Origin of the sequence: Cryobacterium sp. TMT1-19 (assembly GCF_004403055.1) — a bacterium.
Classification (GTDB): domain Bacteria; phylum Actinomycetota; class Actinomycetes; order Actinomycetales; family Microbacteriaceae; genus Cryobacterium; species Cryobacterium sandaracinum.
The window spans coordinates 1-26,561 of sequence record NZ_SOHB01000040.1 but is presented as its reverse complement, the minus strand read 5'-3'; the positions used below and the strand labels follow the sequence as shown (position 1 = coordinate 26,561).

The window sequence follows — 26,561 nt, the reverse complement described above, 5'->3', positions numbered from 1 at the left end:
GGGATGAGGTCCAGTTCATCTCTTAGGTCACCACCAGCCATAGTTCACCGTGCGGTTTCCCGAAAGGTTCAGCTACTCAGGGTTAGCGGAGCAGCGACAGCACGCCCTGAGCGGACTGGTTGGCCTGCGCGAGCATGGCGGTACCGGCCTGCGAGAGGATGCTGGAACGGGTGTACTTGACCATTTCCTCGGCCATGTCGGTGTCGCGGATGCGCGAGCCGGCAGCGGTGAGGTTCTCCTTGGAGACGGCCAGGTTCTTGATGACGCTCTCGAACCGGTTCTGGTTCGCGCCAAGCTCGGCGCGTGACGTGGACACGGCCTTGATGTTCAGGTCCAGTGCGGCGATGGTGGACAGGGCCGTTGCTGCGTCCTTGAAACCGTCAGTCGCTGCAGTTCCCAGCACCTCAATGGCGGCACCAATAGTAGACACGTTCGTGAGTTTCACGACAATCTGGTCGGTTGCAGCGACGCTGCCAGCGCCGACCTGGAAGGTCAGCGACGCCTTGACGCCGTCGAGCAGGGCCGTACCGTTGAAGTTGGTCGAGGCACCGATACGGGTAAGTTCCTTGCCCAGGGCAAGAACCTCGGTCGTGATCGCGGTACGCGAATCGGTGTTGTTCGAGTCGTTGCCGGCCTGGACTGCGAGGTCACGAACGCGCTGCAGGATCGAGGTGACCTCGTTCAGGGAACCTTCTGCGGTCTGGATGACCGAGATGCCGTCCTGGGCGTTGCGGCTGGCGACCGTGAGGCCACCGACCTGCGACTTGAGGCCCTCGGAGATGGCCAGGCCGGCCGCGTCATCCGCTGCGCGGTTGATGCGGAGGCCGCTGGAGAGCTTCTCCAGGGACTTGGACATGTCGTTCTGCGTGGCGGCCAGGTTGCGGTACGTGTTGTTGGCCGCGAGGTTGGTGTTGATCTGCATACCCATGATTAAATCCTCCGTGATTGGGTGGTGAACGCCAGGCCATCCATGGCCTGACACTGTGAGCTATCGGCCTCTGCTACGACCGCGTTAGCCGTTGATCGAAAAAACTTCTCGGGTGTCTGAACCGGCAGGATCGGCAGCATCCGTCGACCCGGCGGCGTATGCCACCCCGCTCGCGGTCGCGAGGCCGAGCATGGCCTGGTCGGCGAGGCGGGCGAGGTAGGCGCTGCGGCGGGCCGGCGCGATGCGGGACTCGGGAACGTATTCCACCTCGGCGTCGTCGGAGTAGTGCGTGCCCAGGCCGTCGCGGAGCAGACGGATGGCCTCCGCCCGCTGCTGAGACACCGCCGAGTGGGTGATCCCCAGCTCGACCGCGATCTCCTTGACTGAGCGGTCGTCGAAGTAGACCTGCTGCACGATCACGCGCATCTTATCCGGCAGTGCCGCGATGGCGGCGTGCAGGTAGGCCAGGCGCTCGGCGGAGAGCAGCGAGTCGCCGGGGAGTTCGGTTCCGGAAACCAGGAACTCGGCGGTGGCGTCGTCGAGGGTCGAGACGGTGCGCTCGGAGTCGGACAGGCCGGCGATCGCGGTCTCCCGGTCGACGCCGAGGGCGGCGGCAACCTCGTCGACGGATGCCGCGCGGCCGAGGGCGCCGGCCAGCGTCTGCTGAACGGCACGGGTCTCCTTGATGCGGCGGCGGGCCATCCGAGTGGCCCAGTCATTGGAGCGCATCTCGTCGGCGAAGGCGCCGATGATGCGGCGCCGTGCGAACGCTCCGAACGGAACGCCGAGGTCGGCGTTGAAGGCATCCGCCGAGGTGATCAGGGCGAGAGCTCCGGCCGAGGCCAGGTCGTCGCGGGAGAGGTGCCGGGCCTTGGCCCAGGTTTCGGAAACGAGGTAGCCGACGAGCGGGAGGTTGTCGATCACCAATTGGTTGCGTTCTGCACGATTCACACGGAACTCCCTGAGTGCTTGACACCTGAATTGTCCCGATCGATCAGGCAAGGGCCTGGTCGAACGAGTGGCCGGGTAGGCACGGGGACGTTGCGAGAAAGCGGGGATGTGACGCCGGGGTTCGGGGCCCAGGCCACAGAACTTCGCGGCCATGATTAAAACGTAAAGGCGCGGTCGGTGGCCGAATGCGCAACGGTGCCCCCACAACGGGGCCAGGCACCCCCACATCGGGGCGGATCACCCCGCAACGGGGGCCAGGCATCCGGTGTCTGCCGGAATCGTGTCCTCCCTTTAGTGGACACCTTCAGTCTCGGCTGACAGTCTGAATCCACACCGTGGCTAACCGGGGGCCGTCACCTGCCGATAGTCGTAGTAACAAGCCGTTGACCTGCGCGATTTTGCGCGGACCGGCCGCACCAGACGACAGGCAGTTGGAGGAGACGTGGGCGCCAATGAACTATCAGCGTTGCTGTGGCGCGAGCGGGAGCTCCTCGAACTGCTCGTCTTCAAACTCGACGAGGAACAGCTGCTGCTGACCAACGGCAAGACCCGCTGGCTGCAGCAGGGCACCCGTGAGGTGGAGCAGGTGCTCGGCCACGTTCGGGATGCCGGCCTCGCCCGCTCGGTCGAGGTTGCCGCCGTCGCCCTCGATTGGGGAACGGCCGAAGACGCCACCCTGCGCGAGCTCGTGGCTCACGCCCCCGCCGGCCCGTGGTCCGAGATCATGGCCGCGCACCTCAAGGCGATGGGTGAACTGACCACCCAGATCAAGGAACTGCGCGACGCCAACGAGCAGCTGCTGCGCTCCGCCGCCCGCTCCAGCCAGGAGACCCTGGCCGACGTGCGCGCGAACACCCAGACGTATGACGCCACCGGGGCCGCCGGTGCGCGCCCCACCGGCTCCCGACTTTTCGACCAGATTCTGTGAGGATGCCGCGATGAGCACCTTCGGAGGACTCAACACCGCCTACACCGGCCTGGTCGCCGCCCGGCAGGGTCTCGACGTCGTGGGCCAGAACATCGCCAACGCGAACACGGAGGGGTACACCCGGCAGCGGGTGACGACCTCCGCGGTGGACGCGTCGACCCGTGTGGGCCTGATGAATTCCGGGGTGCGCCCCGGCCAGGGTGTCAGCGTCGACGGAATCGCCCGCCTCGGCAGCGCGTCGCTGGACGCCCAGGTGCGCGGCACCGCCGCGGTCGCCGGATACTCCGCGGTGCGGGCGAACGCGCTGAGCTCCGTCGAGGCCTCGCTGAAGGAGCCCGGCGAGAACGGGCTCTCCGCCCAGCTGCAGGAGTTCTGGGCCGGCTGGCACGACGTGGCCAACGCCGCCGGTGAGACCGCGCCCGCCGGGGTGCTGCTGTCCCAGGCCGGCGCCGTCACCACCCAGATCAGGCAGGGGTACCAGGCGGTCGCCGCAAAGTGGTCGTCGGAACGCGGAAGCGTGGACACCATGGTCGCCGAGATCAACGGCGCGGCCGCCCAGGTGGCCGAGCTGAACGCGCGCATCCGTCAGTCGATTGCGGGCGGCGGAAACGCCAACGAGCTGATCGACCAGCGCAGCGGTCTCACCACGACCCTGGCCGCCCTCACCGGCGGCACCGTCGTCAACCGCCCCGACGGCACCGTCGACGTGCTCGTGGGCGGCAACGCGCTGGTCACCGGCGACACCGCCCGCCCACTCGTTGCGCTCGGTGCGCGCACCCTCGACGGTCCGAACGGCCTCACCGACCCGGCCGGCACCGCCGGGCCCGTGCGCGTGGAGTGGGCCGACCGCACCGGCGCGATCCCCGTCGACGGCGGCGAGCTCGCCGGCGCGCTCTCCCTGCTCACGAAAACGGATGCCGCCGGCACCGGCGGCGCCCTCGCCGAAGCCGCCGCGGCGTACAACTCCTTCGCCACGGGCCTGGCCGCGAAGGTCAACGCGATCTATTCCACCGGCGACAACTCGACCCGCCCCGGCCCCTTCTTCGGCTCGGCGGGCACGGGACCGGCCGCGCTGGGCCTGTCCGTCAAACCGACGAACGCCGCCGAGCTCTCAACCGGGCTCACCGCGAACGGCGCCCTCGACGGCTCCATCGCCGACAGGATCGCCCAGCTCGGCGCCGGCACGGCCGTGGACGCCGCGGGAAACCCGGTGCGGTCCCCCAGCACCGACTGGTCGAACATTGTCACCTCGCTGGCCGTGACCACGAAGAACGCGCTGCGCCAGGCATCCCTCGCCGACCTCACCTCGACCGCCGCGGTGGGCGCTCAGCTGTCGAACTCCTCCGTCGATCTCGACGAGGAGAACGTCAACCTGCTTATGTTCCAGCACGCGTACCAGGGCGCCGCCCGGGTACTGACCGCCGTGGACGAAATGCTCGACACCCTGATCAATCGCACCGGACTGGTGGGAAGGTAACCCATGATCGCCCGCGTCACCTCCCAGACCCAGATGCGCTCCGCGCAGACCAATCTGCAGGCCAACCTCGCCCGGATGGCGCAGTTGCAGGAGCAGGCCACCACGCTCAAGGCCATCGCCCGCCCCTCCGACGACCCCGCTCGGGCAGCCGATTCCCTCACCGTGCGCGCCGAGCAGCGCGCGGTCACGCAGTACGCCCGCAACGCCGACAACGGCGACGGCTGGCTCACCACCGCCAGCATGGCACTGGCCGAGGCCACGAACCTGCTGAACCAGGTGCGCGACCTGACCGTGCAGGGTGCCAACGACGGCGCTCTCTCCCCCGCCGCGAAGGAGGCCATCGCGGCCCGCCTCGACGGCCTCACCCAGAACCTGCTCGCGCAGGCGAACGCCGACTACCTGGGCCGCAGCGTCTTCGCCGGAAATTCGGATGCCGGGCTCGCCTTCCGGGACGACCCCGACTTCACCTTCACGGGCACCGCGACCGCGAGCGTCGACCGCCGCATCGGCGCGGACACCACCGTGAGGGTCGACGCCGACGGCGCCGCCATCTTCGGCACGGCTACGAATTCGATTTTTGCTCTGATCGGCACCATCGCCGACGACTTGCGCGCCGGCACGAACGTGGGTGCCCACCTCACAGCCATAGACTTGGCAATGAAGACCGTGCTCACGGCGCAGACCGATGTCGGTGTACGTCAGGCCCAGATCCAGAAAGCCGGGGAAGCACTCGTGCAGCACAAGGGAAATCTCGAGGCCCAGCGGGCCGGAATCGAGGATATCGACCTCGGCCAGGCCATCCTGGACCTGAAACTGCAGGAGGTCACCTATCAGGCGGCCCTGTCGGTCACCGCCCGGGTGCTCCAGCCGACGCTGATGGACTTCCTCCGATGAGCGCCGTTTCGACCGCCGGCACCGTGACCGCAGCCCTGAGCTTCGTGTCCCCGCCGCCCGGGCTGGACCCGCTGACCGAGTTCAGCCTGACCGAGATTCCCGGCGCCGACGGCCTGTTCTCGCTGCAGTCCGCAGAGGACCAGCGAACCCGTCTGTTCGTGCTCGACGCATCCGTCTACCTGCCCGATTACTCCCCCGTGATCAGCGACGAGCACGCGGCATCGCTCGACCTGACCGGGCCGGATGACGCGCTGCTGCTCGTGGTGACGAACCCCGGCGAGGACGGAACGACCGTGAACCTGATGGCGCCGATCGTCGTCAATGCCGCGTCCGGTCGCTCGGCGCAGATCATCCTCGACGGCCAGGACTGGCCGCTCCGCGCCGAGCTGGGTGCCCGCTCGGCCTGACCGGACGGCTCACCCTGCCGGCTTGGCGACCGAGTGGCTGCACTGCTGGGTGTCGCCCGGCGGATAGCCTTCGGATATGACCCAGGGCATCGATCTGCATTGCGGCGCACACCACCTCCCCGCAGCACTCGACGTTGAGACGCTCCTGGCCGGCCGGATGCCGGTCGACCCGGCCCAGGCCCGGTTGCGAAGCGAATATATCGACTTCGTGCGGGCGGGCCGCGGTTCTTCGCTCGACCGCGACGGCGGCGCCGAGCATCTGACCGCGAGTTGCTTCGTCTTCACTCCGGACCTGAGTCGCGTGCTGCTCTGCTTCCATAAAAAGGGCCGGTTCTGGGTGCAACTCGGCGGGCACATCGAGGCATCCGACCCCTCCGTGGCCGCGGCAGCCCTGCGCGAGGCCCGCGAAGAGGGCGGCATCGCCGAACTCAGTCCTCTCGACGGCCGACTCGTCGCCGGGACCGGCGACCCGTTGCCGGTCGACGTGCACCGGCACGCGCTCAGTTCGCGGTTCGGGCGCTGCACCACGCACTGGGACATCGGTTTCGCGGCTGTCGCACGGGCCGATGCGATGCCCGTGACGAGCCACGAGAGCGAAGACGTCGCCTGGTGGCCGACGGATGCCCTGCCGCAGCAGGTCCCGCAGGGTTTCGGCGACCGCCTGGCCGTGGTGCTTCGCGAGTTGGCACACCGGCTGGGCGCGCACTGAGTACGCGCCGAGCAGGCGCCGGGCACGCGCCGGGCACGCGCCGAGCATGCGCCGGGCACGCACTGAGCACGCGCCGAGCACGCACTGAGCACGCGCCGAGCATGACGGCCAAGCGAGGGACCGGGCGGCGCCTCCGCGCCGCCCGGGATCGGTGAGTGGGGTGACCGGGGTGGCTAGATCGTCTGCGAGATGCAGATGAAGTTGCCTTCGGTGTCGCGGAACCAGGCCGATTTCATGTCGTCGGCCGTGACGACCCCGTTCACCGTCTTCATGCCGGGGATGTCGAATTCCTCGAAGACGACTCCGCGTTCGCGGAGCGTGCTCATCTCGGCGTCGAGGTCATCCGTGATCCAGCCCATCTGGGTGTTCTGGGCCGTGCCGGCCTTACTGGTCTCGTAGATCTCGAAGACCGATCCCGACCCGACGTGGTACACGAGGACTCCCTCGTGGGTTTCGTCGGGGTCGAGGCCGAGCGCGTCGTGGTAGAACGACTGGGCTCGTTTGAGGTCCGCCGCCGGTAACACGGTGTGCAGTTCTTTCATCATTGTGAAACGCCTCCTTGGTGGTGCAGGTGATTCGTGCCGCGTGTGGAGGGGTAGACGTTGAAGCCGCCGCGTATCGGGCATCCCGCGCCGCACTGGATGTCGATCAGGGCGTGCTACCGAGGCGGAGTGCCGACTGTCGGTGAAGCGGTGAGCGCGAATCGTGGCCGGAACTTTTCGCCCAGCAGGGGTAGGTTGACCACCCCGGCGGGCGTTGACTTTTCGCTTCTTCCACCTCAAACATACGCCGAAGGCCCGCCCGAGTGAAGAGCCGTTTCCGATGGCCAGCCCCGGTGGTCGGCCCGGTGGTCGAGCTTGTCGAGACCCGGTGCGTCGACCTCCAGAGGTTCGCCGGGGCATCCGTCTCGGTCGAATTCGCTGACCTCGGAGATTCTCGCGACACACCGGGCAACCGGCGACCACAACCGGTGTTTTGCCAAAAATCTCCGCGTTTACGTGACAACGGATGCGTGCCGCCGGCCCAGTAGCGGATGCCCGCAGCGGGCCCTGGGCGCGTTGCTCTACTCCTCCACAATACGGGTGTGATCAGGTTATCCACAGGGTACTGACGGGTGTCGATCTGGCCCCACGAATGTCAGTGGCCGCCCGTAACGTGTGACTCATGAAGCCCTCATACCGTGAGCAGCTAGAACGCCTGGGTCGTCACTTCGATGCGATCCGGGAGACGCAGGCGGAGTCCGCCCGGGTCGACGCCCGCCTGGCCGAGCAGGTCGATCAGGCCCGCCGGTTTGCCGAGGCCCTGGCCCGGGACGCGGTCCAGGCAGCCAAAGACAAGGCTCGGGAAGGTCCTCCGGCCATGTCCGGGGTCACGGCCGGGGTGCCTCGTGCCCGGTGGGATGCCGCCATGGTCGCCAAACGGGAGTTCGTCACCGAGCTGGCGTGCACCCTGCGGCTGCCGGTGCGCTCGACCGAGACCCTGATCGCCGAAAGCCAGACCCTGATGAATGAGCTGCCCGCCACCCGGGCCGCGCTGCAGGACGGGTCGATCACGTACCGGCACGCGCAGGCGATCATGAACCAGGCCTGGTCACTCCCCGCCGAGGCACTGGCCGGGTTCGAAGAGGCGCTGTTGAAATCCGCTCCGCACCTGACCGTGGCCAACCTGAAGTACAAGGCACGCGTCATGCGGGAACGGCAACACCCGGAGTCGATCACAGTCCGGCACCAGAAATCGGTGGCCGACCGCACGGTGGTCTTCGAGCCGGAGCCCGACGGGATGGCGTCGCTGTACTGGTTCGACTCGGCGGAGAAGGTGAAGGCCGGGTACGACCGCCTCACCGTGATGGGGATGAGCCTGCAGGGCCCGAACGAGACCCGCGCGTTGACGCAGCTGCGGGCGGACGTGTTCGAAGACCTCATCCTCGACGGGGTCACCGCCTCCGGGGTGGGCAAGGGAATCCGGGGCTCGGTGCACGTGACCGTCCCGGTGATGACGCTCCTCGGCCACTCCGAGGAACCCGGCCACCTCGAGGGATACGGACCGATCGACCCCGACACCGCACGCGAGATCGCGGCTCGGGCACCCGGCTTCATCCGAATCCTGATCCACCCGGAGACGGGAGTGGTGCTCTCGGTCGGGCGCACCCGCTACAAGGTGCCGAAGGAACTGCGACGGTACCTCCGGGTGCGAGACGAAACCTGCCGGTGGCCGGGCTGCCGCCGGGCGGCGACACAGTGCGACATCGACCACACCCTCGACTGGCAGTTCGACGGGCTGACGGAGCACGACAACCTGGCGCATCTGTGTCCGGCCGACCATGCGCTGAAGTGAGAGACCCGGTGGACCTACATGCACCTGCCGGACGGCACGCTGAAGTGGACATCGCCGACCGGGCGCACGTTCATCAGTGAGCCGGCCACGATCATCCGTGCGCCGGAGCGTCGACCGAAGCCGGGGCCGCAGCCGGGGCCGCAGCCGGGGCCGCAGCCGAGGCCTTCATCTGACGCGAGGTCTCGGCCACCCGAAGCGGACGAGCCGCCACCGTTCTGATGTACCACCGTTCTGATGCTCCGATGCTCCGATGCTCCGATGCTCGCAGCGTCGGACGCGCTCAGCGTCCGTCTCAGTGTGCGGCGTCGACGAATTTCAGCCCGACGACGCACCCCACTAGGCCGAGGATGAGCAGAATCTTCAGCAGAGAAGCCGGCTCGGCGCCGAAGACCATGGCGTAGAGCACGGTGAGCGCCGCACCGATCCCGACCCAGACGGCATACGCGGTCCCGGTCGAGATGTCCCGCATGGCAAAGGCCAGCCCGCCCATGCTGAGCGCGAGCGCCACCGCGAACACGACGGATGGCCACAGTCGGGTGAACCCGGCCGACTTACCGAGCGCCGTGGCCCAGACCGCTTCCAGAACCCCGGACACAATGAGAATGATCCACGACATGACAACAGCTCCCGTGGCCAGTCTTGTCGCGTGCCGGGTACTGAACCGTCGTCCGGAGCCGCGTCGCGCGGCCTCGGCCCACCCTAGCCTCCGAGCCTGCGCGATCCCTGCGCAGACCTACACAAGCCCTACACGAGCCCTACCCCGCGAGCAGAGCCGCCTCGAACGCCACCCACGGCAGCATCGCGCACTTGACGCGGGCCGGGTAACGAGAGACGCCGGCGAAGGCGGCAGCGTCACCGAGCACGTCCTCGTCGGGCTCGATCGTGCCGCGCGAGCGCAGCATCTCGCGGAAGGTGTTCAGCACGGCCCGCGCGGTGGCGACGTTCTCGCCCCGCACGATGTCGTGCAGCACGGATGCCGAGGCCATCGAAATCGAGCATCCGTCGCCGGCCCAGGCGAACTCCTCGATCACGACGTCGTCGGCAGGCTCGCCGGCCGACGCGGGCGAGCCGCCGGATTCACCGGCACGCAGGCCGATGCGCACGGTCACCTCGTCCCCGCAGGTCGTGTTCACCTGGTGCGACTCCGTCACGCGCAACCCGGAACCCGCACCGGCAGGGGAAGCACCGGCAGCAGTCCCGGCTTCCTCGAGGGGTGGCAGCCTCTCCGCCGAGGCACCGTGCCGGGCCTTGGCGTGGTCGAGAATGATCTGCTGGTAGAGCTGCTGCATGGCACTTTGGGTCATGACTTCACTCCGAAGAACGGGGCAACCTCGGCCAGGGTCGCCAGGAACCGGTCCACCTCGTCGGTGGTCGTGTACAGGTAGGTGCTCGCCCGCGTCGACGCGGTCACGCCGAGCCGGCGGTGCAGCGGCTGGGCGCAATGGTGCCCGACGCGCACCGCGATACCGGCCTCGTCGAGGTACTGACCGACATCGTGGGCGTGCACCCCGGCCAGGTCGAAACTGGCCAGACCAATGCGGTCGACTCCGGCCGGCGGCCCGAGCAGACGCACCCCGGGAATGCCGACGAGCCCGGCCACGAGGCGCTGCCCCAGTTCGGCCTCGCGCGCGGCGATGCGTTCCATCCCGGTCTCGGTCAGGTATTCCACCGCGGCGGCCAAGGCGATCGCCTGGGAGATGCGCTGGGTACCGGCCTCGAACCGCTGCGGCGGGGCGAGGAACTCGGCGGTGTGCATGTCCACGGTGGTGATCATGGATCCGCCGGTGAGGAACGGCGGCATGCCCGCGAGCAGCTCGGCCTTGCCGTAGAGCACACCGATGCCGGTCGGGCCGAGCATCTTGTGCCCGGAGAAGACGGCGAAGTCCACGTCGAGGGCGGCGACATCCACAGGCAGATGCGGCACCGACTGGCAGGCGTCCAGCAGCACCAGCGCGCCCACCGAGCGGGCCAGAGCTACGAGCTCGGCGACCGGGTTGATCGTGCCCACCACGTTGGAGGCGTGCGTGAGCGCGAGCAGGCGGGTGCGGGCTCCGATGACTCCCGCCGCCGCGGCCAGGTCGAGCGTGCCGTCACCCTGAACCGGGATGAACCGCAGGGTCGCGCCGGTACGCAACGCGAGCTGCTGCCACGGAATCAGGTTGGCGTGGTGCTCCATCTCGGTGACGACGATCTCGTCGCCGGCGCCGAGTGAGAATCGTGTCGCCGCGGGGCCGCCGAGGCCGAGCGACGCGTTGGAGAAGGCGTAGGCGACGAGGTTGATGCCCTCGGTCGCGTTCGACGTCCAGACGATCTCGTCGGCCTCCGCCCCGATGAACGCGGCCACGGTCGCCCGGGCTGCCTCGAACGTCTCGGTGGCTCCGAACGCGAGCGTGTGGGCCCCGCGGTGCACGGCTGCGTTGCGCTGCTCGTAGAACTCCTGCTCGGCCTCCATGACGCTGAGCGGGTTCTGCGAGGTAGCGCCCGAGTCGAGGTAATTGAGCGGATGCCCATTGACCAGCTGATCGAGAATCGGGAAGTCGTTGCGGATGCGGTCGACTTCCTCGTCCGTCAGCGGGCGAGCCATCGCACGGGTGGACGGTGAAGCGGAAGACGTCATATCAACCAGCGTATTCCCTCCCCCGGGCAATGCACACCGAACTCTGACAGGGGTGTCACGGCGAGGCAGACAGGTCGAGCCCGAACGTCAGGGCCCGGGTGAACTCGGCCTGCGGGTGCGCGAACACCGAGCGGGTCGGCCCCTCCTCGATGATGCGCCCGCCCTGCAGCACAATCACCCGGTCGGCCAGCGCGAGGGCGTCGAGCGGGTCGTGGGTGACCAGGATGACGGACCGATCGAGCAGTACCCGGTGCAGCAACTGGCGCTGGGCGGGCACCGCCGCCACGTCGAGCGCGGTCATGGGCTCGTCGAGCAGCAGCAGCCGCGGGCTGGCCGCGAGAGCCCGGGCCACCGCGACCCGCTGGGCCTGGCCGCCGGACAGCATCCCGGGCCGCCGGTCGGCGAAGTCGGACACCTCGGCGGCGGCGAGCCACTCGTCGGCGAGAAGTCGTGACGCATCCCGGGATTCCCCCGCGCTGCGCGGCCCGAACGCCACATTGTCGCGCACGTTCAGGTGCGGGAAGAGCAGCGGCTCCTGGGCGAGCAGCACCGTGCGTCGGGCGTGCGGCGGTGTGAAGATGCCCGACCGCCCACCGTCGGCACGGTCTGCGCCGCCGGCACGGTCTGCACCGTCGGCCGCCAGATCGAAGAAGACCTGCCCGTCGAGGGTGGCCCGACCCGAATCGGGCCGCAGCAGACCCGCGCAGAGCTCGACGATGGTGGACTTGCCGGCCCCGTTGGAGCCGAGCAGCGCCACCGTCTCGCCCGGCAACACGGTGAAGGCGACCTCCAGTCCGCGCCGGCGCATCACGGCGGCCAGTTCGAAGGTCACGACAGTCCGCGCGGCCGGTGGGTGGCGACCATCACGATCAGGGCGACGGCCACGAGGAGGAGAGCCAGGGCGACGGCCGCATCCGCATCCGTTTCCCGCTGCAGGTAGATCTCGAGCGGCAGCGTGCGGGTGACCCCCTGCAGGCTGCCGGCGAACGTGAGGGTCGCCCCGAACTCACCGAGCGCGCGCGCGAACGCGAGCACCGCGCCGGAGACCAGACCGGGCAGCACCAGCGGTAGCGTCACCCGCCGGAAGACCGTGCCGGGGGTGGCGCCGAGCGTGGCGGCGACCGCCTCGAAGCGCGCGCCGGAGGCCCGCAGGGTCGCCTCCACGCTCAGCACCAGGAACGGCAGCGCCACGAAGGTCTGCGCGAGCACGACGGCGGTGGTCGAGAACGCGATCTGGATTCCGAGCACCTCGAAGGTCTCGCCGAGCAGGCCGCGGCGCCCGAAGGTCGACAGCAGGGCGATACCGCCCACAACGGGCGGCAGCACGAGCGGCAGCAGAACGACGGCGCGCACGAGGCGTTGTCCGGGAAACCGGCTGCGGGCCAGGCCGAGAGCCATCGGCACGCCGAACAGCAGGCAGAGCACGGTGCTCATCATGGCGGTGCGCAGGCTGAGCAGCAGCGCCGCGACCGCCGCTTCGGAGGTCACGAGCGCACCGAACCGGGACCAGTCAACGCGCAGGGTCATGCCCACGATCGGCAGCACGATGAACAGAGCGCCGAGGGCAGCCACGAGAAGGGTCCAGCGGGGCACGCCGAGGGTGACCCGGCCGTCGTGGGGGCCGGTGTGGGAGTCGGAGCGACTCACCACCACCTCACGGCGCGCCAAAACCGGCCGCCCCGAGCACGGTCTGACCGGTCGCTCCGGTCACGAACCGGGTGAAGGCTGCCCCGAGCAGCGCCTGCTCACTGCCCGCCACGACGGCGATCGGGTATTCATTCACGGCCTGATCTGCCTCCGGCACCGGGATGCCGAGAACCGCGTCGCCGGCGGAGGTTACGTCGGTCACATAGACGAGCCCGGCATCCGCGTCGCCCGATGTGACCTTGCCGAGCACGCCGGTGACGGCGTTCTCTTCGCTCACCGGCGCGAGCCGGACGCCGGCCGCCGCCTCGAGGGCCGGCAGCGCGGCGCCGCACGGCACCTGCGGCGCGCAGACCACTACGTCCACATTCGGCGCGGCGAGGTCGGCGAAGGAATCGATGCCGGCCGGGTTGTCGGCGGGCACGGCGATCATGAGGGTGTTGGTGGCGAAGACCACCGGGACGCCGTCGAGGAGGCCGTCGCCGCTGAGCTTGGCCATGGTCCTGGCGTCCGCGGCCGCGAACACATCGGCAGGGGCGCCCTCCCGGATCTGGGTCACGAGGTCGGCCGAGCCCCCGAAGTTGAGCGCGACCGTTACGCCGGGATGGACGGCCTCGAACCGGTCGGCCAGCTCGGTGAAGGTCTCGGTGAGGGATGCCGCGGCGAACACGGTGAGCGTCTCGCCCTGCCCCGTAGACGCCCCGGTTGCCCCCGACGAGGCCCCGGCCGTTCCTGCGCAGCCGGCCAGCACGACGGATGCCGCCGCCAGCCCGACCGCGACGCGCACGCTCCACAATCGGGTCACGACTGGCCCTTCGGGGTTTCGACGATCACGGTGGTGGCCTTGACCACGGCCACGGCCACCGACCCCGGCACCAGGCCGAGGTCACGCACGGCCTCGGTGCTCATCAGGGACACCACCCGGTGGGGGCCGCACTGCAGCTCGACCTGGCTCATCACCGGATCGCTCACCACGCGGGTGACCAGCCCGACGAAACGATTGCGGGCCGAGCTCGCCGTCGTGGACGGATCCGCGGGCGACAGCGCGTCCTCTCGGGCCAGCGCGGTCTCCCGGGCCAGGTGGGCCAGGTCGGATCCGTCGACGACCATGCGTCCGGCGTCGTCGGTGCTCGCGGCGAGCGCCCCATTGTCGATCCAGCGCCGCAGGGTGTCGTCGCTGACCCCGAGGTATCCGGCGGCTTCCTTGATCCGTATCTGAGACATATTGAGCATCTTATTACCGCATCTGCGGAATAGACACCGGGAGGGGTGGGAACGCGACTGCCGCAGTGGGGCAGGATGGAGCGCGTGACCGCCACAGCGAACCTTCCGTCGACTCCGTCCGAACCCACCGAACCACGCGCACCGCGCGCACCGCGCCGCGCGCAGGTCATCGTCGCCTCCACCCGCGCCGCGGCCGGGGTCTACCCGGACCGCACCGGCCCCGTCCTCGATGCCTGGCTGCGAGAGCGCGGCTTCACGCTCGGCGAGCGCCGCGTCGTGCCCGACGGCGCCCCGGTCGGCGCTGCCCTGATCGAGGCCCTCGACGCTGGCATCGACCTTGTGATCACCACGGGCGGCACGGGCGTCAGCCCCCACGACCTCACCCCTGAGCAGACCCTCCCGCACCTCGACCGGCTGCTCCCCGGGCTGATGGAGGAATTCCGCCGCCGCGGCGCCGCATCCACCCCTCTGGCCGTCATCTCACGCGGTCACGCCGGGATCGCCCGCGGGCGCACCCTGGTGATCAACCTCCCCGGCTCCCCCAACGGCGTGAAGGATGGGCTGGGTCTCCTCGCCGACGTGCTCGACCACATCCTCGACCAGCTCCACGGTGTGGACCACTAGCTGGACTGGCCCACTGGCCCCACTAGCTCCACTGGCCCCACGAGCTCCTCTGGCTCCACTAGCCCCACTGGCTCCGGCCCGAACGAATTCGACGGAGATTCTGGTCAAATCGGCCCAAAACACGCCTAAAATCCGCTTTTGGCTGCAAATCTCCGTCGAATTGGTTCGCCCCCGCCCTCCCGCGCACCCGTGCCCTGCGCGAAAACAGGGTAGCTCGCCGTGAGGATGCCGCGAGCACGCGCGTCGACTCGCGGGGCGACTCGGGCGAGTGGATAATTCAGGGTGTCGACCTGCACCCGAGCGGTCGAGTGAGGGAAACGATGGACCTCAACACCGTGTTCACGATCACCCCCGCCCGTCACCGTGACGATCTCGCGCTCCTCGACGCCCAGGTGGCCCCGCTCGCGGGCGGCTCCGACCTGTTCGCTGACCCGCAGACGCACCTCACCGGGCTGGTCGACCTGCAGACCCTGGGCTGGCCCGCTCTGACCCTGACGACGGATGCCGGCACCCTGGACACCGGCCCAAGTGCCGCCACCGGCACGGATGCCCACACCGGCGAGCGCGCCACCGGCACCACCCCCGGCCTCACCATCGCCGCCACCTGCACCATCGCCGAACTCTCCCGGCTGGCGGCCGCACCCGGCTGGACCGCGCATCCGCTGATCTTCCAGTGCTGCACGGCCCTGTACGGCTCATTCAAGATCTGGAACGTCGCCACCGTCGGCGGCAACCTCTGCGCCTCCCTGCCGGCCGGCCCGATGACCAGCCTGGCTGCCGCCCTCGACGCGGAGGTGCTGATCTGGCGTCGTGACGGCAGCGACGAACGGATGCCCGCAGCGTCCTTCGTCACCGGCAACACCACCAACGCGCTCCGCACCGGCGATGTGCTGCGGTCCATCCACGTGCCGACCTCCTCGCTGGCGGCCCGCACCGCATACCGCAAGATCGCCCTCTCCCCACTCGGCCGCTCCGGCGCCGTGCTGATCGGCCGGCTCGACCGCGCCGACCTCTCCGACAGCGACGACACAACCGCCCGCGACGCCAGCGCCGGCACCGGCCGCTTCGTGCTCACCGTCACCGCCGGCACCGTGCGTCCGGTGCAGCTGCGCTACGACTCCCTGCCCGACGCGGGCACACTCGCCCAGGACATCGCCGCCATCGACTGCTGGTTCACGGATGCCCACGGCGCCGCCGACTGGCGCCGCGCCGTGAGCGGCGTGCTCGGCGAGGAGATCCGAGCCGAGCTGGAACAGCAGCCCGAACCGAGACAAGAACCCGAACCGGCCGCGCGAGACCAGGCGGCACCCCGGAACGGAGACCGCTCATGAGATTCCAGATCAACGGCGAACCCGTCGACGCCTCCCCTGCCCCCGGGCAGTGCCTGCGCTCCTTCATCCGCGACCAGGAGCACTTCGAAGTCAAGAAGGGCTGCGACACCGGCGACTGCGGCGCCTGCTCCGTGCTGGTCGACGGCACACCGGTGCACTCCTGCATCTACCCGGCGTTCCGGGCCGAGGGCACAGAGGTCACGACCGTGGCCGGGCTCGGCCTGCCCGGTGATCTGGCCCCGATCCAGCAGCGCTTCGTCGACGCCGCCGGGTTCCAATGCGGGTTCTGCACCGCCGGCATGATCGTGACCGCGTCCGCCCTGACCGAGACCGACCTTGACGACCTCCCCCGCCTGCTCAAGGGCAACCTGTGCCGCTGTACCGGCTACCGCGCCATCGAGGACGCCATCCGCGGCAGCCACACCCCCGTCAACGGCTCAGCCAGGTCAGACGGCTCCTGTCGCACCGACGCACCGGCACGCACCGGCCTGGGCCCGGTCGTCCAGACCGGACCGCGCCCCGGCACGGTCGGCACCTCCCTGGCGGCCCCGGCCAGCGAACGCGTGGTCAGTGGGCAGGAGCCGTACACCCTCGACGTCACGGTGCCCGGCCTCCTGCACCTCAGCGTGCTGCAGAGCACGCAGGCGCACGCGCGCATCCGTTCGATCCAAACCGAGGCAGCCGTGGCCCTGCCCGGGGTGCACGCCGTGCTCACTTACGCCGACTCCCCGGCCACCCTGTTCTCCACCGCCCGGCACGAGGACCGCCTCGACGACCCCGACGACACCCTCGTGCTCGATTCGGTCGTGCGGTTCCGCGGCCAGCGCGTCGCGGCCGTCGTCGCCGACACCCTCGCCATCGCCGAGGCCGCCTGCCGCCTGATCGAGATCGACTACGAGACGCTCCCGGCCGTCTTCGACCCGCACGCCGCTCTCCTGCCCGGCGCTCCCCTGGTGCACGGCGACAAGGATGCCACCGCGAGCCGGCTGGCCGACCCGACCCGCAACCTGGTGGCCGAGCTGCACGGCGAATACGGCGACATCGCGGCCGGCCTGGCCGGCGCCGCCCACAGCGTGAGCGGAACCTGGCAGACCCAACGGGTGGCGCATACCCATTTGGAGACGCACGCCACCATCGGCTGGCTGGAGCCCGGCACGGCAGACGCATCGGCAGGCGGCGACCGGCTCATCCTGCGCACCAGTTCCCAGGTGCCGTTCCTGGTGCACCGCGAGATCTGCCGCCTATTCGCCCTCGACCCGGAGCGGCTGCGCGTGTTCACGGCCCGGGTCGGCGGCGGCTTCGGCGGCAAGCAGGAAATTTTGACCGAGGACATCGTCGCGCTCGCGGTGCTGAAGACCGGGCGCCCCGTGCAATACGAGTTCAGCCGTTCCGACGAGTTCACCCTCTCCCCGGCCCGTCACCCCATGCGCATCGACGTCACCCTCGGCGCCGACGACGCCGGCCGCCTCACCGCACTGAAGCTGGGTTTGCTCGCCGACACCGGCGCCTATGGCAACCACGGCCCCGGGGTGATGTTCCACGGCAGCTCCGAGTCGGTCAGCCTCTATCGGGTGCCCAACAAGCGGGTGGATGCCCGAAGCGTCTACACGAACAACCTCCCGTCGGGCGCCTTCCGCGGCTACGGCCTCGGCCAGGTGATCTTCGGCGTCGAGTCCGCACTCGACGAGCTCGCCCGCACCGTCGGCATCAACCCGTTCGACCTGCGCCGGCGAAACTCGGTCGGCCCGAACGACCCGCTCGTGGTCACCCATGTGGAGGGCGAGGACCTCATCTTCGGCAGCTACGGACTCGACCAGTGCTTCGACCTGGCCCAGACGGCCCTGGCCCGCGGCAACGGCGCCACCGTGCCGTCCGGCGAGCACTGGAAGACCGGCGAGGGCATGGCCACCGCCATGATCGCGACCACCCCGCCGCGCGGGCACTACGCGCAGGCCTCGGTCACCCTCGAAAACGCGGTCCTCGAATCCCCCACCCGCTACACCGTCCGCGTCGGCACGGCCGAGTTCGGCAACGGCACCACCACGGTGCACGCGCAGCTCGCCGCCACGGCCCTGCACACGACTCCCGACCGGATCGAGATCCTGCAGTCCGACACTGATGCCATCGGCTACGACACCGGCGCGTTCGGCTCCGCGGGCGTCGTCATCGCCGGCAAGGCCGTGCTCGCGGCGGCGAACGACCTGGCCGACACGCTGCGGTCCGCCGCCACGGAGAGGCACCCGGAGATCCCCGCCGCCGCCTGGACCCTGGAACCCGACGGGCTGCGCAGCGGAGCGGTGTTCACGTCGCTGGCCGAACTGGCCGGGCAGGCATCCGTAACCGGGGCATCCGTGCCCGGGGCATCCGCTCTCCGCGGTGTCGGCGCCGAAGACGGCGCCCGCCGCTCGGTGGCGTTCAACGTGCACGCGTTCCGGGTGGCCGTGAACACGCAGACCGGCGAGGTGCGCATTCTGCAGTCGATCCAGGCGGCGGATGCCGGGGTCGTGATGAACCCGGAGCAGTGCCGCGGCCAGATCGAGGGTGGGGTCGCGCAGGCGATCGGCACCGCGCTCTACGAGGAGGTCATCCTCGACGGGGCGGGCACCGTGACCACGAGCGTGCTGCGGAATTACCACATCCCGCAGCTCGCCGACCTGCCCGTGACCGAGGTGTACTTCGCGGACACGAGCGACGTGCTCGGCCCGTTCGGGGCGAAGTCGATGAGCGAGTCGCCCTACAACCCGGTGGCGCCCGCCCTGGCGAACGCGGTGCGCGACGCCATCGGCATCCGTCCCACCGAACTGCCGATGTCGCGCGACCGGATCTGGCGGCTGCTGCACCCCGTTCGCTCCTGAACGGGGTGCGATCCGCGGGTTACCGCTTCTTCGCCGTCCGCTCCTGCGCGTCGACGAGCACCGCGACCGTGCGGGCGGGAACGGTTACCGTGCCGGTCGCCGCGTCCCAGGTCGTCGACTTGACGAGCGCATCCGTCCCGGCGGCCTGGATGCCGCTGAGGGCGTAGCCGCGCCCGGCCAACTCGCTGAGCAGAACCGTCTGAGGTTCGGGGCTGGCGTTGAAGAGCACCAGCAGGCCGTCCAGTTTCTTGTCGACGTCGCCTCCCATCGTGTCGTCGACGCTCATGGCGATGACGCCGGGGGTGGCGTCCGGTCCGCTGGCCGGGAAGGTCAGCTTCTGGTTGATCAGCTTCGCATCGCCGAGCCGGAACAGCTCGGTCGACTGCTTGAGGCGCAGCAGGTCCTGGGCCTGGGCCGACGCGAACGAGATGTCGTCCGGCGTCGGCTTGAGGGCCGGGTCCTCGAGCAGCGGGCGCATGATGGCCCACTTGTCCTCGTTGGCGGCCGCTGACGGCAGACCGACGCCGAAGTTGCTGGTCTGGCCGGTCCAGTCGATGCGGTTGAACCAGTCGCCCGAGTTGTAGCTGTCGCGGTCGAGCGACTTCGAGCGCAGCAGGTCGGTTCCGGCGTGCCAGAGCGATGGCGCCTGCGACAGGGTCGCGGTGGCCAGGGACAGGGTGTTCATGCGCACCCGGTCGCTCATCCCGGTGTCGGCCGGCAGCTTGAGGGCGAGCAGGTCGTAGAGCGTCTCGTTGTCGTGCGCGTCGACGTAGTTGATCACCTCGTCCGGCTGGTCCGCATACCCGGCCGGCGATCCGTTGTAGTCGAGTTCGTCGCCGCGCTTCACCGTGCCGTCGCTGGTGACGAAGCTGAAGTCGCGCAGGTTCGCGGCCAGACCGAGCCGCACCAGGTCGCTGGCCTGCCCGAGCCGGGCGAGCGCCTGCCCGGGGGTGCCGTTGATCGCCACGCCGTTGGGATCGGTGCCGAGCCCGGTGCCGAAGCCCTGCTGCTGCACGGTGCTGCCGTCGACGGGGCTGCCGCCGTGCACCGCGTCGCGCAGCCGGTCGTTGAACGTGCCGATGCCGGTTCCGCCCAGCTGGCCCTGCGTCGCCTGCTCGAACAGGGCGTTGTTCGCGACCTCGCCGAAGTTCCAGCCCTCACCGTAGAGGTAGATCGCCTGGCCGTTCACGCCGTCCTTTTTCAGGGTGAGCGCGTCGAGGGCATCCCGCACGGCCAGCAGGTTGGCCTTCGAGTGGTGGCCCATCAGGTCGAACCGGAACCCGTCCACGCGGTACTCCTTCGCCCAGAGCACGACGGAGTCGACCATGAGCTTCTGGGCCAGTTCGTGCTCGGTGGCGATGTTCTGGCAGCAGGTGGAGGTCTCGACGGAGCCTTGCGGGTTGAGACGGTGGTAGTAACCGGGCACGACCTGGTCGAGCACCGATTTCTCCCCCTGGCCGCTCTGCGCGGTGTGGTTGAATACCTCGTCGAGTACGACCTGCAGGCCGTCCTCGTGCAGGGCCCCCACCATGCCGCGGAACTCGGCCACCCGGGCGCCGCCGTGGGCGTTCACCGCGTAGGACCCCTCCGGCGCCGAGAAGTGGAACGGGTCGTAGCCCCAGTTGAAGCCGTCCTGGTCCCTGATCGCCTGGATGCACGCCTGCTGGCCCGGCGAGGCCGGTCCGAAGGAGGCCAGGTCGCAGGCCGGAACGGCCTGGAGGGCGCGGTCTTCCTGGATCGTTGCGATGTCGAAGGTCGGCAGCAGGTGCACGGTGTTGAGCCCGGCAGCCGCCAGCTCGGACAGATGCCGGGTTCCCGCGCTGTCGACCCCGAACGCGCCGTAGGTGCCGCGGAGCTCTTCCGGCACGGTGTCGTCGGAGATCGAGAAGTCGCGCACGTGCAGTTCGTAGATCGACCGGTCCACGGCCTTCTCGATGACCGGCGCCTTCGCTTTCTCCCACGCCTTGGGGCGGTAAGCCTTATCGGCCAGGTCGATGAGCACCGACCGGGTGGAGTTCTGCGTCAGGGCGACCGAGTACGGGTCGGTGACCTGGTTCACCTCGATCTTCCCCGTCGTCGGCGCGAACACCGTGACCTCGAAGACGAAGGATGCGCCGGTCCAGTTCTTGGCACCGGTCGCGGTCCACGTGCCGTCATCCTGGCGCGTCAACGCGATGCGCTCCGGGCCGGCCGTGTCGCCCGCCGTCCAGACGAGCGCGTCGACGTTCTGCGCCGTGGGAGCCCAGACCGCGATCGTGGGCCGCTTCTTCGACCAGGTGACGCCGAGCGTCCGGTCCGCTGCGGCATCCGCGTAGAGGTCGTCGAGCACGCCGGGCAGTTGCACGCCCGTGAACGCGGTGAGGATGCCTGTGGTGTCGTCGGTGCCGGTGTCGGTGCCGGTGCCGGACTGGGCCACCGCCAGCTGGGTGGTCAGCAGCCGTTCCAGCTCCACCCGGTCCACAGCGACCGGGCGCAGGGCCACGGACCCGGCGAGGGCCGGGAAACGCGCTTTCTCCGCGTCGGAGAGGCCGGCCGGGTCGTACTCGAGGGCGACCGTGTCACCGCCGGTCACCGCTCCGTCGGTGACCGCCAGGTCGGCGGCCGACGAGGAGTGCAGCATGTAACCGAGCGCGGCCGGGTCGGCATTCGCGGGCAGCAGGTCACGCGGCCAGGCGAGAGTCTTCTCGCTTACCCAGTGCGCGCGCTGCGCTCCGGTGCCGGCCAGCGGCGGGTCGGTCACCGTGATCGTGAGCACGTGGGCGGCGAGGTCGTAGCTGAACAGGGTTTCCTTGCCCTCGGTGGCCGTGAACGACAGGTTCGCGCCGTTCGGCACGCCGTCGGCGCCATAGTTCTCGTCCCAGCCGAGGTTGTGCGCGACCTTCGCCTCGTACGAGCCGGTCGGCAGGGTGTTCGAACTCAGGGTGAGGATGCCGTCGCCGTCCACGTCCTGCAGCCAGGTTGCGAGGCAGTCCGGTTTCCAGTCTCCGGGGCAACCGGCCTCCTCCTGGAAGGAACCGGCCGCGACGACGATATCGCCCTCGGCCGTGCCCTGAAAGAAGTTGTTGCGCGGGTCGAAGTAGAACGTGACCGGGCCGCCGTCGGTCGTGTAGCTCACGTTGTCGCCGCCGGGAACACCGCCGGAACCGTAGTTGAGGTCCCAGGAGCCGTTGACGGCGATCTTGTACTCGTAGTCGCCGGCCGGAAGGTCGAAGGTGCCGGCGTAGATGCCGTCGGCCCGGAGGGTCAGTTTCGCGGCCTCACAGCCGGGCTGCCAGTCCCCGGCACAACCCATCTCGGAGTTGTGACTACCGGCCACCGTGACCAGGTCGATCGCGGCGTCGGGCGTGCCGGTATCGGCGAGCGAAACCGTGTTGCCCACGGAGGCGAAGCTGGACGCGGCGGCCCGCTGGCCGGCGGCATCCGTGGAGACGGCGCGGTATTCGACCAGGGTGCCCGTGGCGAGGCCGGCGGTGTCGTGGAAGACCCGCGGAGTGGTGTCTTCGGCGGTGCCGAGGCTGGTCCACGCAGTGTCACCCACGACCCGCCAGGCGAATCCGGTCTCCTGCCAGGTCCCGTCGTCGACGGTGGCCCCGACGGGTGAGACGCCGGTGACGCCGGCTCCGGCTGCCGGGGCGGCGACCGTGATCGCGGCGGCCGCGGCCGGAGCGCTGACGGGTCGGTCGGCCACGAGCACGACCGAGCCGCGGGCCGGCACGGTGACGGCCAGGTCGCCGGTATCGCCGGATAACGCGGAAGCGGTGTCGCCGAACAGCACCGAGTAGGACGCACCCGTGGTGAGGGCGGGGATCGTCACGGTTTTCGCCGCGGCCGAGTTGTTGACGGCGACGAGGTGTTCGATCTTCTCCGTGCGGTCGACCCGGCTGAACGCGTAGACGCCGGCCCCGGTGTCGGCGTAACGCTCGATCTGGGCGCCCGTCGCGAGGGCCGGGTGGTCGCTCCGCAGCGCGGAGAGCTCAGCGATCCGACTGTAGAGCGGCGCATCCGTCCCGAACCGGTCGACCGAACCGGCGGTCTCGCCGGTGATCAGCGGCTGGTTCGCGTACTCGGGCACCTGGCTGGCGAACAACGACTGGCGGGCGTCCTTGTCGCCGCCCGCGCCCATGAAACCCTGCTCGTCGCCGTAGTAGACCACCGGCTGGCCGCGGGTCAGGAACATGAGCTCGTGGGCGAGCACGTCGCGGGCCAGCGGGTCATCGGTGTTCTTCAGGAAGTAGCCGATCCGGCCCATGTCGTGGTTGCCGAGGAAGGTCGGCAGCGCGGAGGCGTTGGAGTCGGGAGTCGTGTAGAGGTCGTCGGAGGCGAACAGCTGGCTGAGCCCCTTCGCGGAGTTGCCGGCGGCGAAGCTGGTCGCCTGCGACTGGAATCCGAAGTCGAGCACCGAGTTGAGGTCGGTCTTGCGCACGTACGGGGAGGTTTTCGCGGCATCCGCGTCGTAGACCTCACCGAACATGAAGAAGTCGGGCTTGCCGGCGGCGTGCGCGTAGTCGAGCACCTGCGTGGACCACGTGTCCCAGAACTCCAGGTTGACGTGCTTGACCGTGTCGATGCGGAAGCCGTCGATACCGAGGTCGACCCAGTCCGTGTACACGTCGACGAAGCCGTTCACGACGGCCGGGTTCTCGGTCATCAGGTCGTCGAGGCCGGAGAAGTCGCCGTCGAGGTTGCTCTCACCCTCGAAGGTCGAATCTCCCCGGTTGTGGTACAGCGTCGGGTCGTTCAGCCAGGCCGGCACCTTGACCGTGGCGTCGGCGGCCGCGACGAACGGCGTGTAGGGGAAGGATGTCCCGTCGAGGGTCGGGAATTCGTTGGTCCCCGCGTAGTCGGCCGAGTCGAAGGGCTCGCCGGCCGCGGTCGTGTAGGGCGACGTGGCCTTGTCGATGTAGGAGTACTGCTTCTCCTCGTTGTCGATGACGTCGGCGGTGTGGTTGGTGATGATGTCGAAGTACACCTTGATGCCGCGGGCGTGCGCGTCGTCGATGAGCGCCTTGAGCTCGGCGTTGGTGCCGAGGTGCGGGTCGATCTGGGTGAAGTCGGTGATCCAGTAGCCGTGGTAGCCCGCGGACGCGTTCGCGCCCTCGCCCTGCACGGCCCGGTTCTTGAAGGACGGCGTGAGCCAGAGGGCGCTCGTGCCGAGACCCTCGATGTAGTCGAGCTGGGAACGGAGCCCGGCGAGGTCGCCGCCGTTGTAGAAGCCCTTGTTCGCGGGGTCGTAGCCGGACACCAGTGGGTCGTCGCCGAGGCCGGCGGTGTTGTTGGCCGGGTCGGCGTCCTTGAACCGGTCGGTCATCACGAAGTAGAACTGTTCGTCGCTGCCGGGCTGGCGGATGGGCGCGGCCGCCACGGCCTCGTCCTCCGCGGAGTAGGCACCGGCTAGGGAGAGTACCTCGAGGCCGACGCGCTTCCGGTTGTGGTCGAAGGTGAAGCTCAACCGGCTTTCACCGGCGATGGTCAACGGGATGTTGTCGGCACCACCGTCCAGCCCGTAGGTCTCGTCCCACGCGTCGTTGAGGGCGACCTTATAGTCGTAGCTGCCGGCCGGCACCGTGAACTCGGCGGACCAGACCCCGTCGACGCCCGTCGGGGCCAGCTCGGTGGACTCGCAGGCCGGCTGCCAGTCCTCCGTGCAGCCCAACTCGCTCTGCAGGCTGCCGACCAGGGCGACCGTCGGGGTGGCGGCGGCCGCGGACACCTCGGAGAAGGCGAGACCGGAGAGAACGATCGCGCCGGCTCCGATCGTGGCCACAATGCGGCGGATGGCCGGGCGGCGTGTAGCGGTGCGTTTCGTCAACAGTGACTCCCCCTGTCTCGCGCCCGGTGGCGCTGAGAACAACAGATGTGACGCTACTCCGTCGCGTACCGCTTATGCAAGCGTTTGCTGCAAGCGTTTACTTGATCGCGCGGCGGTCGAGCCTGACGACCCCCAATACACTGAACGAGTCCGGTGGAAACGAGTCCACTGGAAGAGAACGACGAACAGAGAACGGGCTCTCACGTGACACCGTCCAGCCGGGTCTACCGCGGCCACATCTTCCACATTGCCGGCTCCCCCACCGTGGCCGCCGCGCACCGGCACCTCGTGTCCCTGCCCGACGGCGTCCTGGTGACCACCGACACGGGCCGGATCGCCTGGGTGGGCTCATTCGTCGACCTCCCTGCCGTCTACGAAACCCTGGCGGTCACCGACAACCGGGGCGGTTTCATCCTGCCCGGCTTCGTCGACACCCACGTGCACTTCCCGCAGACCTATTCCACGGATTCCTATGGCGGCGGCCAGCTGCTCGAGTGGCTGGACAACTGCGTCTTCCCGGCCGAGGCTCGCCTGGCCGACCCCGGGTTCGGCGAGCAGATCGCCCGGGACTTCACCCGTCGCCGCGTCGCCGCGGGCACGACCAGCGCCCTGGTCTTCGGCTCCGCGTTCCCTCCCGCGCAGGACGCCCTGTTCGAGGAGTCGCACCGGGCCGGACTGCGCCTGGTCAGCGGGCGCGGAATCCAGACGGTCGGTTCGAAGCCCGCGCAGGCGCTGCTCACGAGCGAGGCCAGGGCCCTGGAGCTTGTGACGGATGAGATCGCCCGCTGGCACGCGGTCGACACCGGCGACCCCGCCACCGCGCTGCTTCAGGTGGCGGTGGTGCCGCGGTTCAGCCTCTCCGTCACCCCCACGACCCTGGCGGGGCTCGGCGAGCTCTACGACGCGGTGCGCGGCCAGGGGGTCTACTTCCACAGCCACCTGAATGAGAACAACCGGCCCGGCACGGGCGAGATCGGCGTCGTGAAGTCGGTCTATCAGGTCGACACCTACCTCGACACCTACGACGGCCGGTTCCTGCCGGGTTCGGCGCGGGGTGGGTCGAGCCTGCTGGGGCGGCGCAGCATCCTCGCCCACGCCGTGCACTGCGAGAACAGCGAGCTGGCCCGCCTGGCCGAGACCGGAACGAGCGTGGCGCACTGCCCCACGTCGCAGCAGTTCCTGGGATCGGGCACCATGCCGTGGCTGCGCACGACGTCGTTCGGCGTGAATGTGGCGATCGGGTCGGATGTCGGCGCGGGCGACGAATGGCTCATCTCCCGGGTGCTCAACGACTGTTTCAAGGTGCACCTCTCCGAGCCCGGAGAGGCGGGCCTGTCGCTGGATCCGGCCGCCCTGCTCTTCACCGGCACCCTGGCCGGCGCGCGCGCACTCGACATGGAGGCCCGGTTCGGCAACTTCGACGTGGGCAAGGACGCCGACTTCCTCCTGATCGAGCCGGACCGCTGGGAGCCCCTTGCCACGGTGCTCGAGCGCGGCATCCGAGCCGACGACGAGGAGATGGCCACCGACCAGACCCTCTTCGCGCTTCTGCTGGCCCTCCGCCAGCCCGCGATCGCCGGCGTCTTCGTGCGCGGCCGCCGGGTGCTCGCCCCGACCGGCGGTTGAGCCGCCCGGCGGTTGAGCCGCCCTCCCGCCTTCCAATCCCGCCCACAATCCCGCCCTGGCCGAACGAATTCGACGGAGATTTTGCTTAGAACCGGCCCACAGCATCTGGGGTGACCCGTGGTTTCCGGACAGTCTTTCTGAGAAGTTGAGATTGGATGGACTTATGGCACAGCGAAAATATGGGCGGTACACGCCCGAGCTCC

At 69.4% G+C, this 26,561-nt stretch carries 21 protein-coding genes and 1 riboswitch; of the genes, 10 read left to right on the top strand and 11 right to left on the bottom strand.

The features are described from left to right. Positions 1-82: 82 nt before the first annotated feature. Positions 83-928 carry a flagellin gene (locus E3T40_RS10965; protein ID WP_194088386.1) on the bottom strand — a complete coding sequence of 282 codons (846 nt, stop codon included), beginning with the start codon at positions 926-928 and terminating at the stop codon, positions 83-85. 84 nt (positions 929-1,012) lie between these two features. After that, positions 1,013-1,879: a sigma-70 family RNA polymerase sigma factor gene (locus E3T40_RS10960; RefSeq protein ID WP_104099368.1), complete on the bottom strand. Its 867-nt coding sequence runs from the start codon at positions 1,877-1,879 to the stop codon at positions 1,013-1,015. A gap of 442 nt (positions 1,880-2,321) precedes the next feature. Here E3T40_RS10960 and E3T40_RS10955 point away from each other — a divergent pair, with 442 nt between their 5' ends. The 5 genes from E3T40_RS10955 (at position 2,322) to E3T40_RS10935 (ending at position 6,294) form a co-directional block, all read left to right on the top strand. Continuing rightward, the gene (locus tag E3T40_RS10955) at positions 2,322-2,807 is read left to right on the top strand and encodes a flagellar protein FlgN (protein WP_104171319.1); all 486 of its coding nucleotides are present in this window, start codon (positions 2,322-2,324) and stop codon (positions 2,805-2,807) included. 10 nt (positions 2,808-2,817) lie between these two features. Then, a complete protein-coding gene (gene flgK, locus E3T40_RS10950) occupies positions 2,818-4,284 on the top strand; it encodes a flagellar hook-associated protein FlgK (RefSeq protein ID WP_134543492.1) in 1,467 nt (488 codons plus the stop codon). A 3-nt stretch (positions 4,285-4,287) separates the two neighbouring features. Continuing rightward, on the top strand, positions 4,288-5,178 hold the full coding sequence (gene flgL, locus E3T40_RS10945; protein ID WP_104171321.1) for a flagellar hook-associated protein FlgL: 891 nt from the start codon (positions 4,288-4,290) through the stop codon (positions 5,176-5,178). Beyond that, on the top strand, positions 5,175-5,585 hold the full coding sequence (locus E3T40_RS10940) for a flagellar assembly protein FliW (protein WP_104171322.1): 411 nt from the start codon (positions 5,175-5,177) through the stop codon (positions 5,583-5,585). Before flgL ends, E3T40_RS10940 begins: the two co-directional genes overlap by 4 nt. Before the next feature lie 76 nt (positions 5,586-5,661). After that, positions 5,662-6,294: an NUDIX domain-containing protein gene (locus tag E3T40_RS10935; protein WP_241981750.1), complete on the top strand. Its 633-nt coding sequence runs from the start codon at positions 5,662-5,664 to the stop codon at positions 6,292-6,294. A 173-nt stretch (positions 6,295-6,467) separates the two neighbouring features. Here the strand turns inward: E3T40_RS10935 and E3T40_RS10930 are convergent, their stop codons facing one another. After that, the gene (locus tag E3T40_RS10930) at positions 6,468-6,839 is read right to left on the bottom strand and encodes a VOC family protein (protein ID WP_104194838.1); all 372 of its coding nucleotides are present in this window, start codon (positions 6,837-6,839) and stop codon (positions 6,468-6,470) included. A 619-nt stretch (positions 6,840-7,458) separates the two neighbouring features. Between E3T40_RS10930 and E3T40_RS10925 the strand changes: the two genes are divergently transcribed. Further along, positions 7,459-8,628: an HNH endonuclease signature motif containing protein gene (locus tag E3T40_RS10925; protein ID WP_134543490.1), complete on the top strand. Its 1,170-nt coding sequence runs from the start codon at positions 7,459-7,461 to the stop codon at positions 8,626-8,628. Between the two features lie 292 nt (positions 8,629-8,920). Here the strand turns inward: E3T40_RS10925 and E3T40_RS10920 are convergent, their stop codons facing one another. The 7 genes from E3T40_RS10920 to E3T40_RS10890 form a co-directional block, all read right to left on the bottom strand. Continuing rightward, positions 8,921-9,244, bottom strand: coding sequence for a multidrug efflux SMR transporter (locus tag E3T40_RS10920; RefSeq protein WP_104171326.1), 324 nt, complete (start codon positions 9,242-9,244; stop codon positions 8,921-8,923). Between the two features lie 12 nt (positions 9,245-9,256). Next, positions 9,257-9,320: riboswitch (guanidine-III (ykkC-III) riboswitch) on the bottom strand. 63 nt (positions 9,321-9,383) lie between these two features. Then, positions 9,384-9,932, bottom strand: coding sequence for a Fe-S cluster assembly sulfur transfer protein SufU (gene sufU / locus E3T40_RS10915; RefSeq protein ID WP_104171327.1), 549 nt, complete (start codon positions 9,930-9,932; stop codon positions 9,384-9,386). After that, complete coding sequence (locus tag E3T40_RS10910; protein WP_104171328.1) at positions 9,929-11,245, bottom strand: aminotransferase class V-fold PLP-dependent enzyme; 1,317 nt, start codon at positions 11,243-11,245, stop codon at positions 9,929-9,931. The genes sufU and E3T40_RS10910 overlap by 4 nt, the downstream gene beginning before the upstream one ends. Before the next feature lie 55 nt (positions 11,246-11,300). Further along, positions 11,301-12,077: a sulfate/molybdate ABC transporter ATP-binding protein gene (locus tag E3T40_RS10905; RefSeq protein WP_134543487.1), complete on the bottom strand. Its 777-nt coding sequence runs from the start codon at positions 12,075-12,077 to the stop codon at positions 11,301-11,303. Next, positions 12,074-12,892, bottom strand: a complete 819-nt coding sequence (locus E3T40_RS10900; protein WP_233194131.1) for an ABC transporter permease — start codon at positions 12,890-12,892, stop codon at positions 12,074-12,076. The genes E3T40_RS10905 and E3T40_RS10900 overlap by 4 nt, the downstream gene beginning before the upstream one ends. A 7-nt stretch (positions 12,893-12,899) precedes the next feature. Beyond that, positions 12,900-13,694, bottom strand: a complete 795-nt coding sequence (gene modA, locus E3T40_RS10895) for a molybdate ABC transporter substrate-binding protein (RefSeq protein ID WP_198411981.1) — start codon at positions 13,692-13,694, stop codon at positions 12,900-12,902. Further along, entirely contained in the window at positions 13,691-14,113 is a 423-nt protein-coding gene (locus tag E3T40_RS10890) for a molybdopterin-binding protein (protein ID WP_104171331.1), read from the bottom strand. Before E3T40_RS10890 ends, modA begins: the two co-directional genes overlap by 4 nt. A gap of 84 nt (positions 14,114-14,197) precedes the next feature. Here E3T40_RS10890 and E3T40_RS10885 point away from each other — a divergent pair, with 84 nt between their 5' ends. From E3T40_RS10885 to E3T40_RS10875, 3 genes are all read left to right on the top strand, one after another. Continuing rightward, positions 14,198-14,737 (top strand): molybdenum cofactor biosynthesis protein B, encoded by a 540-nt coding sequence (locus E3T40_RS10885; protein WP_370287919.1) that lies wholly within the window; start codon positions 14,198-14,200, stop codon positions 14,735-14,737. Between the two features lie 320 nt (positions 14,738-15,057). Then, positions 15,058-16,068: an FAD binding domain-containing protein gene (locus tag E3T40_RS10880; RefSeq protein ID WP_134543485.1), complete on the top strand. Its 1,011-nt coding sequence runs from the start codon at positions 15,058-15,060 to the stop codon at positions 16,066-16,068. After that, positions 16,065-18,923 (top strand): molybdopterin-dependent oxidoreductase, encoded by a 2,859-nt coding sequence (locus E3T40_RS10875; RefSeq protein ID WP_134543482.1) that lies wholly within the window; start codon positions 16,065-16,067, stop codon positions 18,921-18,923. The genes E3T40_RS10880 and E3T40_RS10875 overlap by 4 nt, the downstream gene beginning before the upstream one ends. 19 nt (positions 18,924-18,942) lie before the next feature. Here E3T40_RS10875 and pulA read toward each other — a convergent pair whose 3' ends face one another. After that, the gene (gene pulA / locus E3T40_RS10870; protein WP_134543479.1) at positions 18,943-24,732 is read right to left on the bottom strand and encodes a pullulanase-type alpha-1,6-glucosidase; all 5,790 of its coding nucleotides are present in this window, start codon (positions 24,730-24,732) and stop codon (positions 18,943-18,945) included. A gap of 204 nt (positions 24,733-24,936) precedes the next feature. Between pulA and E3T40_RS10865 the strand changes: the two genes are divergently transcribed. Continuing rightward, complete coding sequence (locus E3T40_RS10865; protein ID WP_104171336.1) at positions 24,937-26,358, top strand: amidohydrolase family protein; 1,422 nt, start codon at positions 24,937-24,939, stop codon at positions 26,356-26,358. Positions 26,359-26,561: the final 203 nt, after the last annotated feature.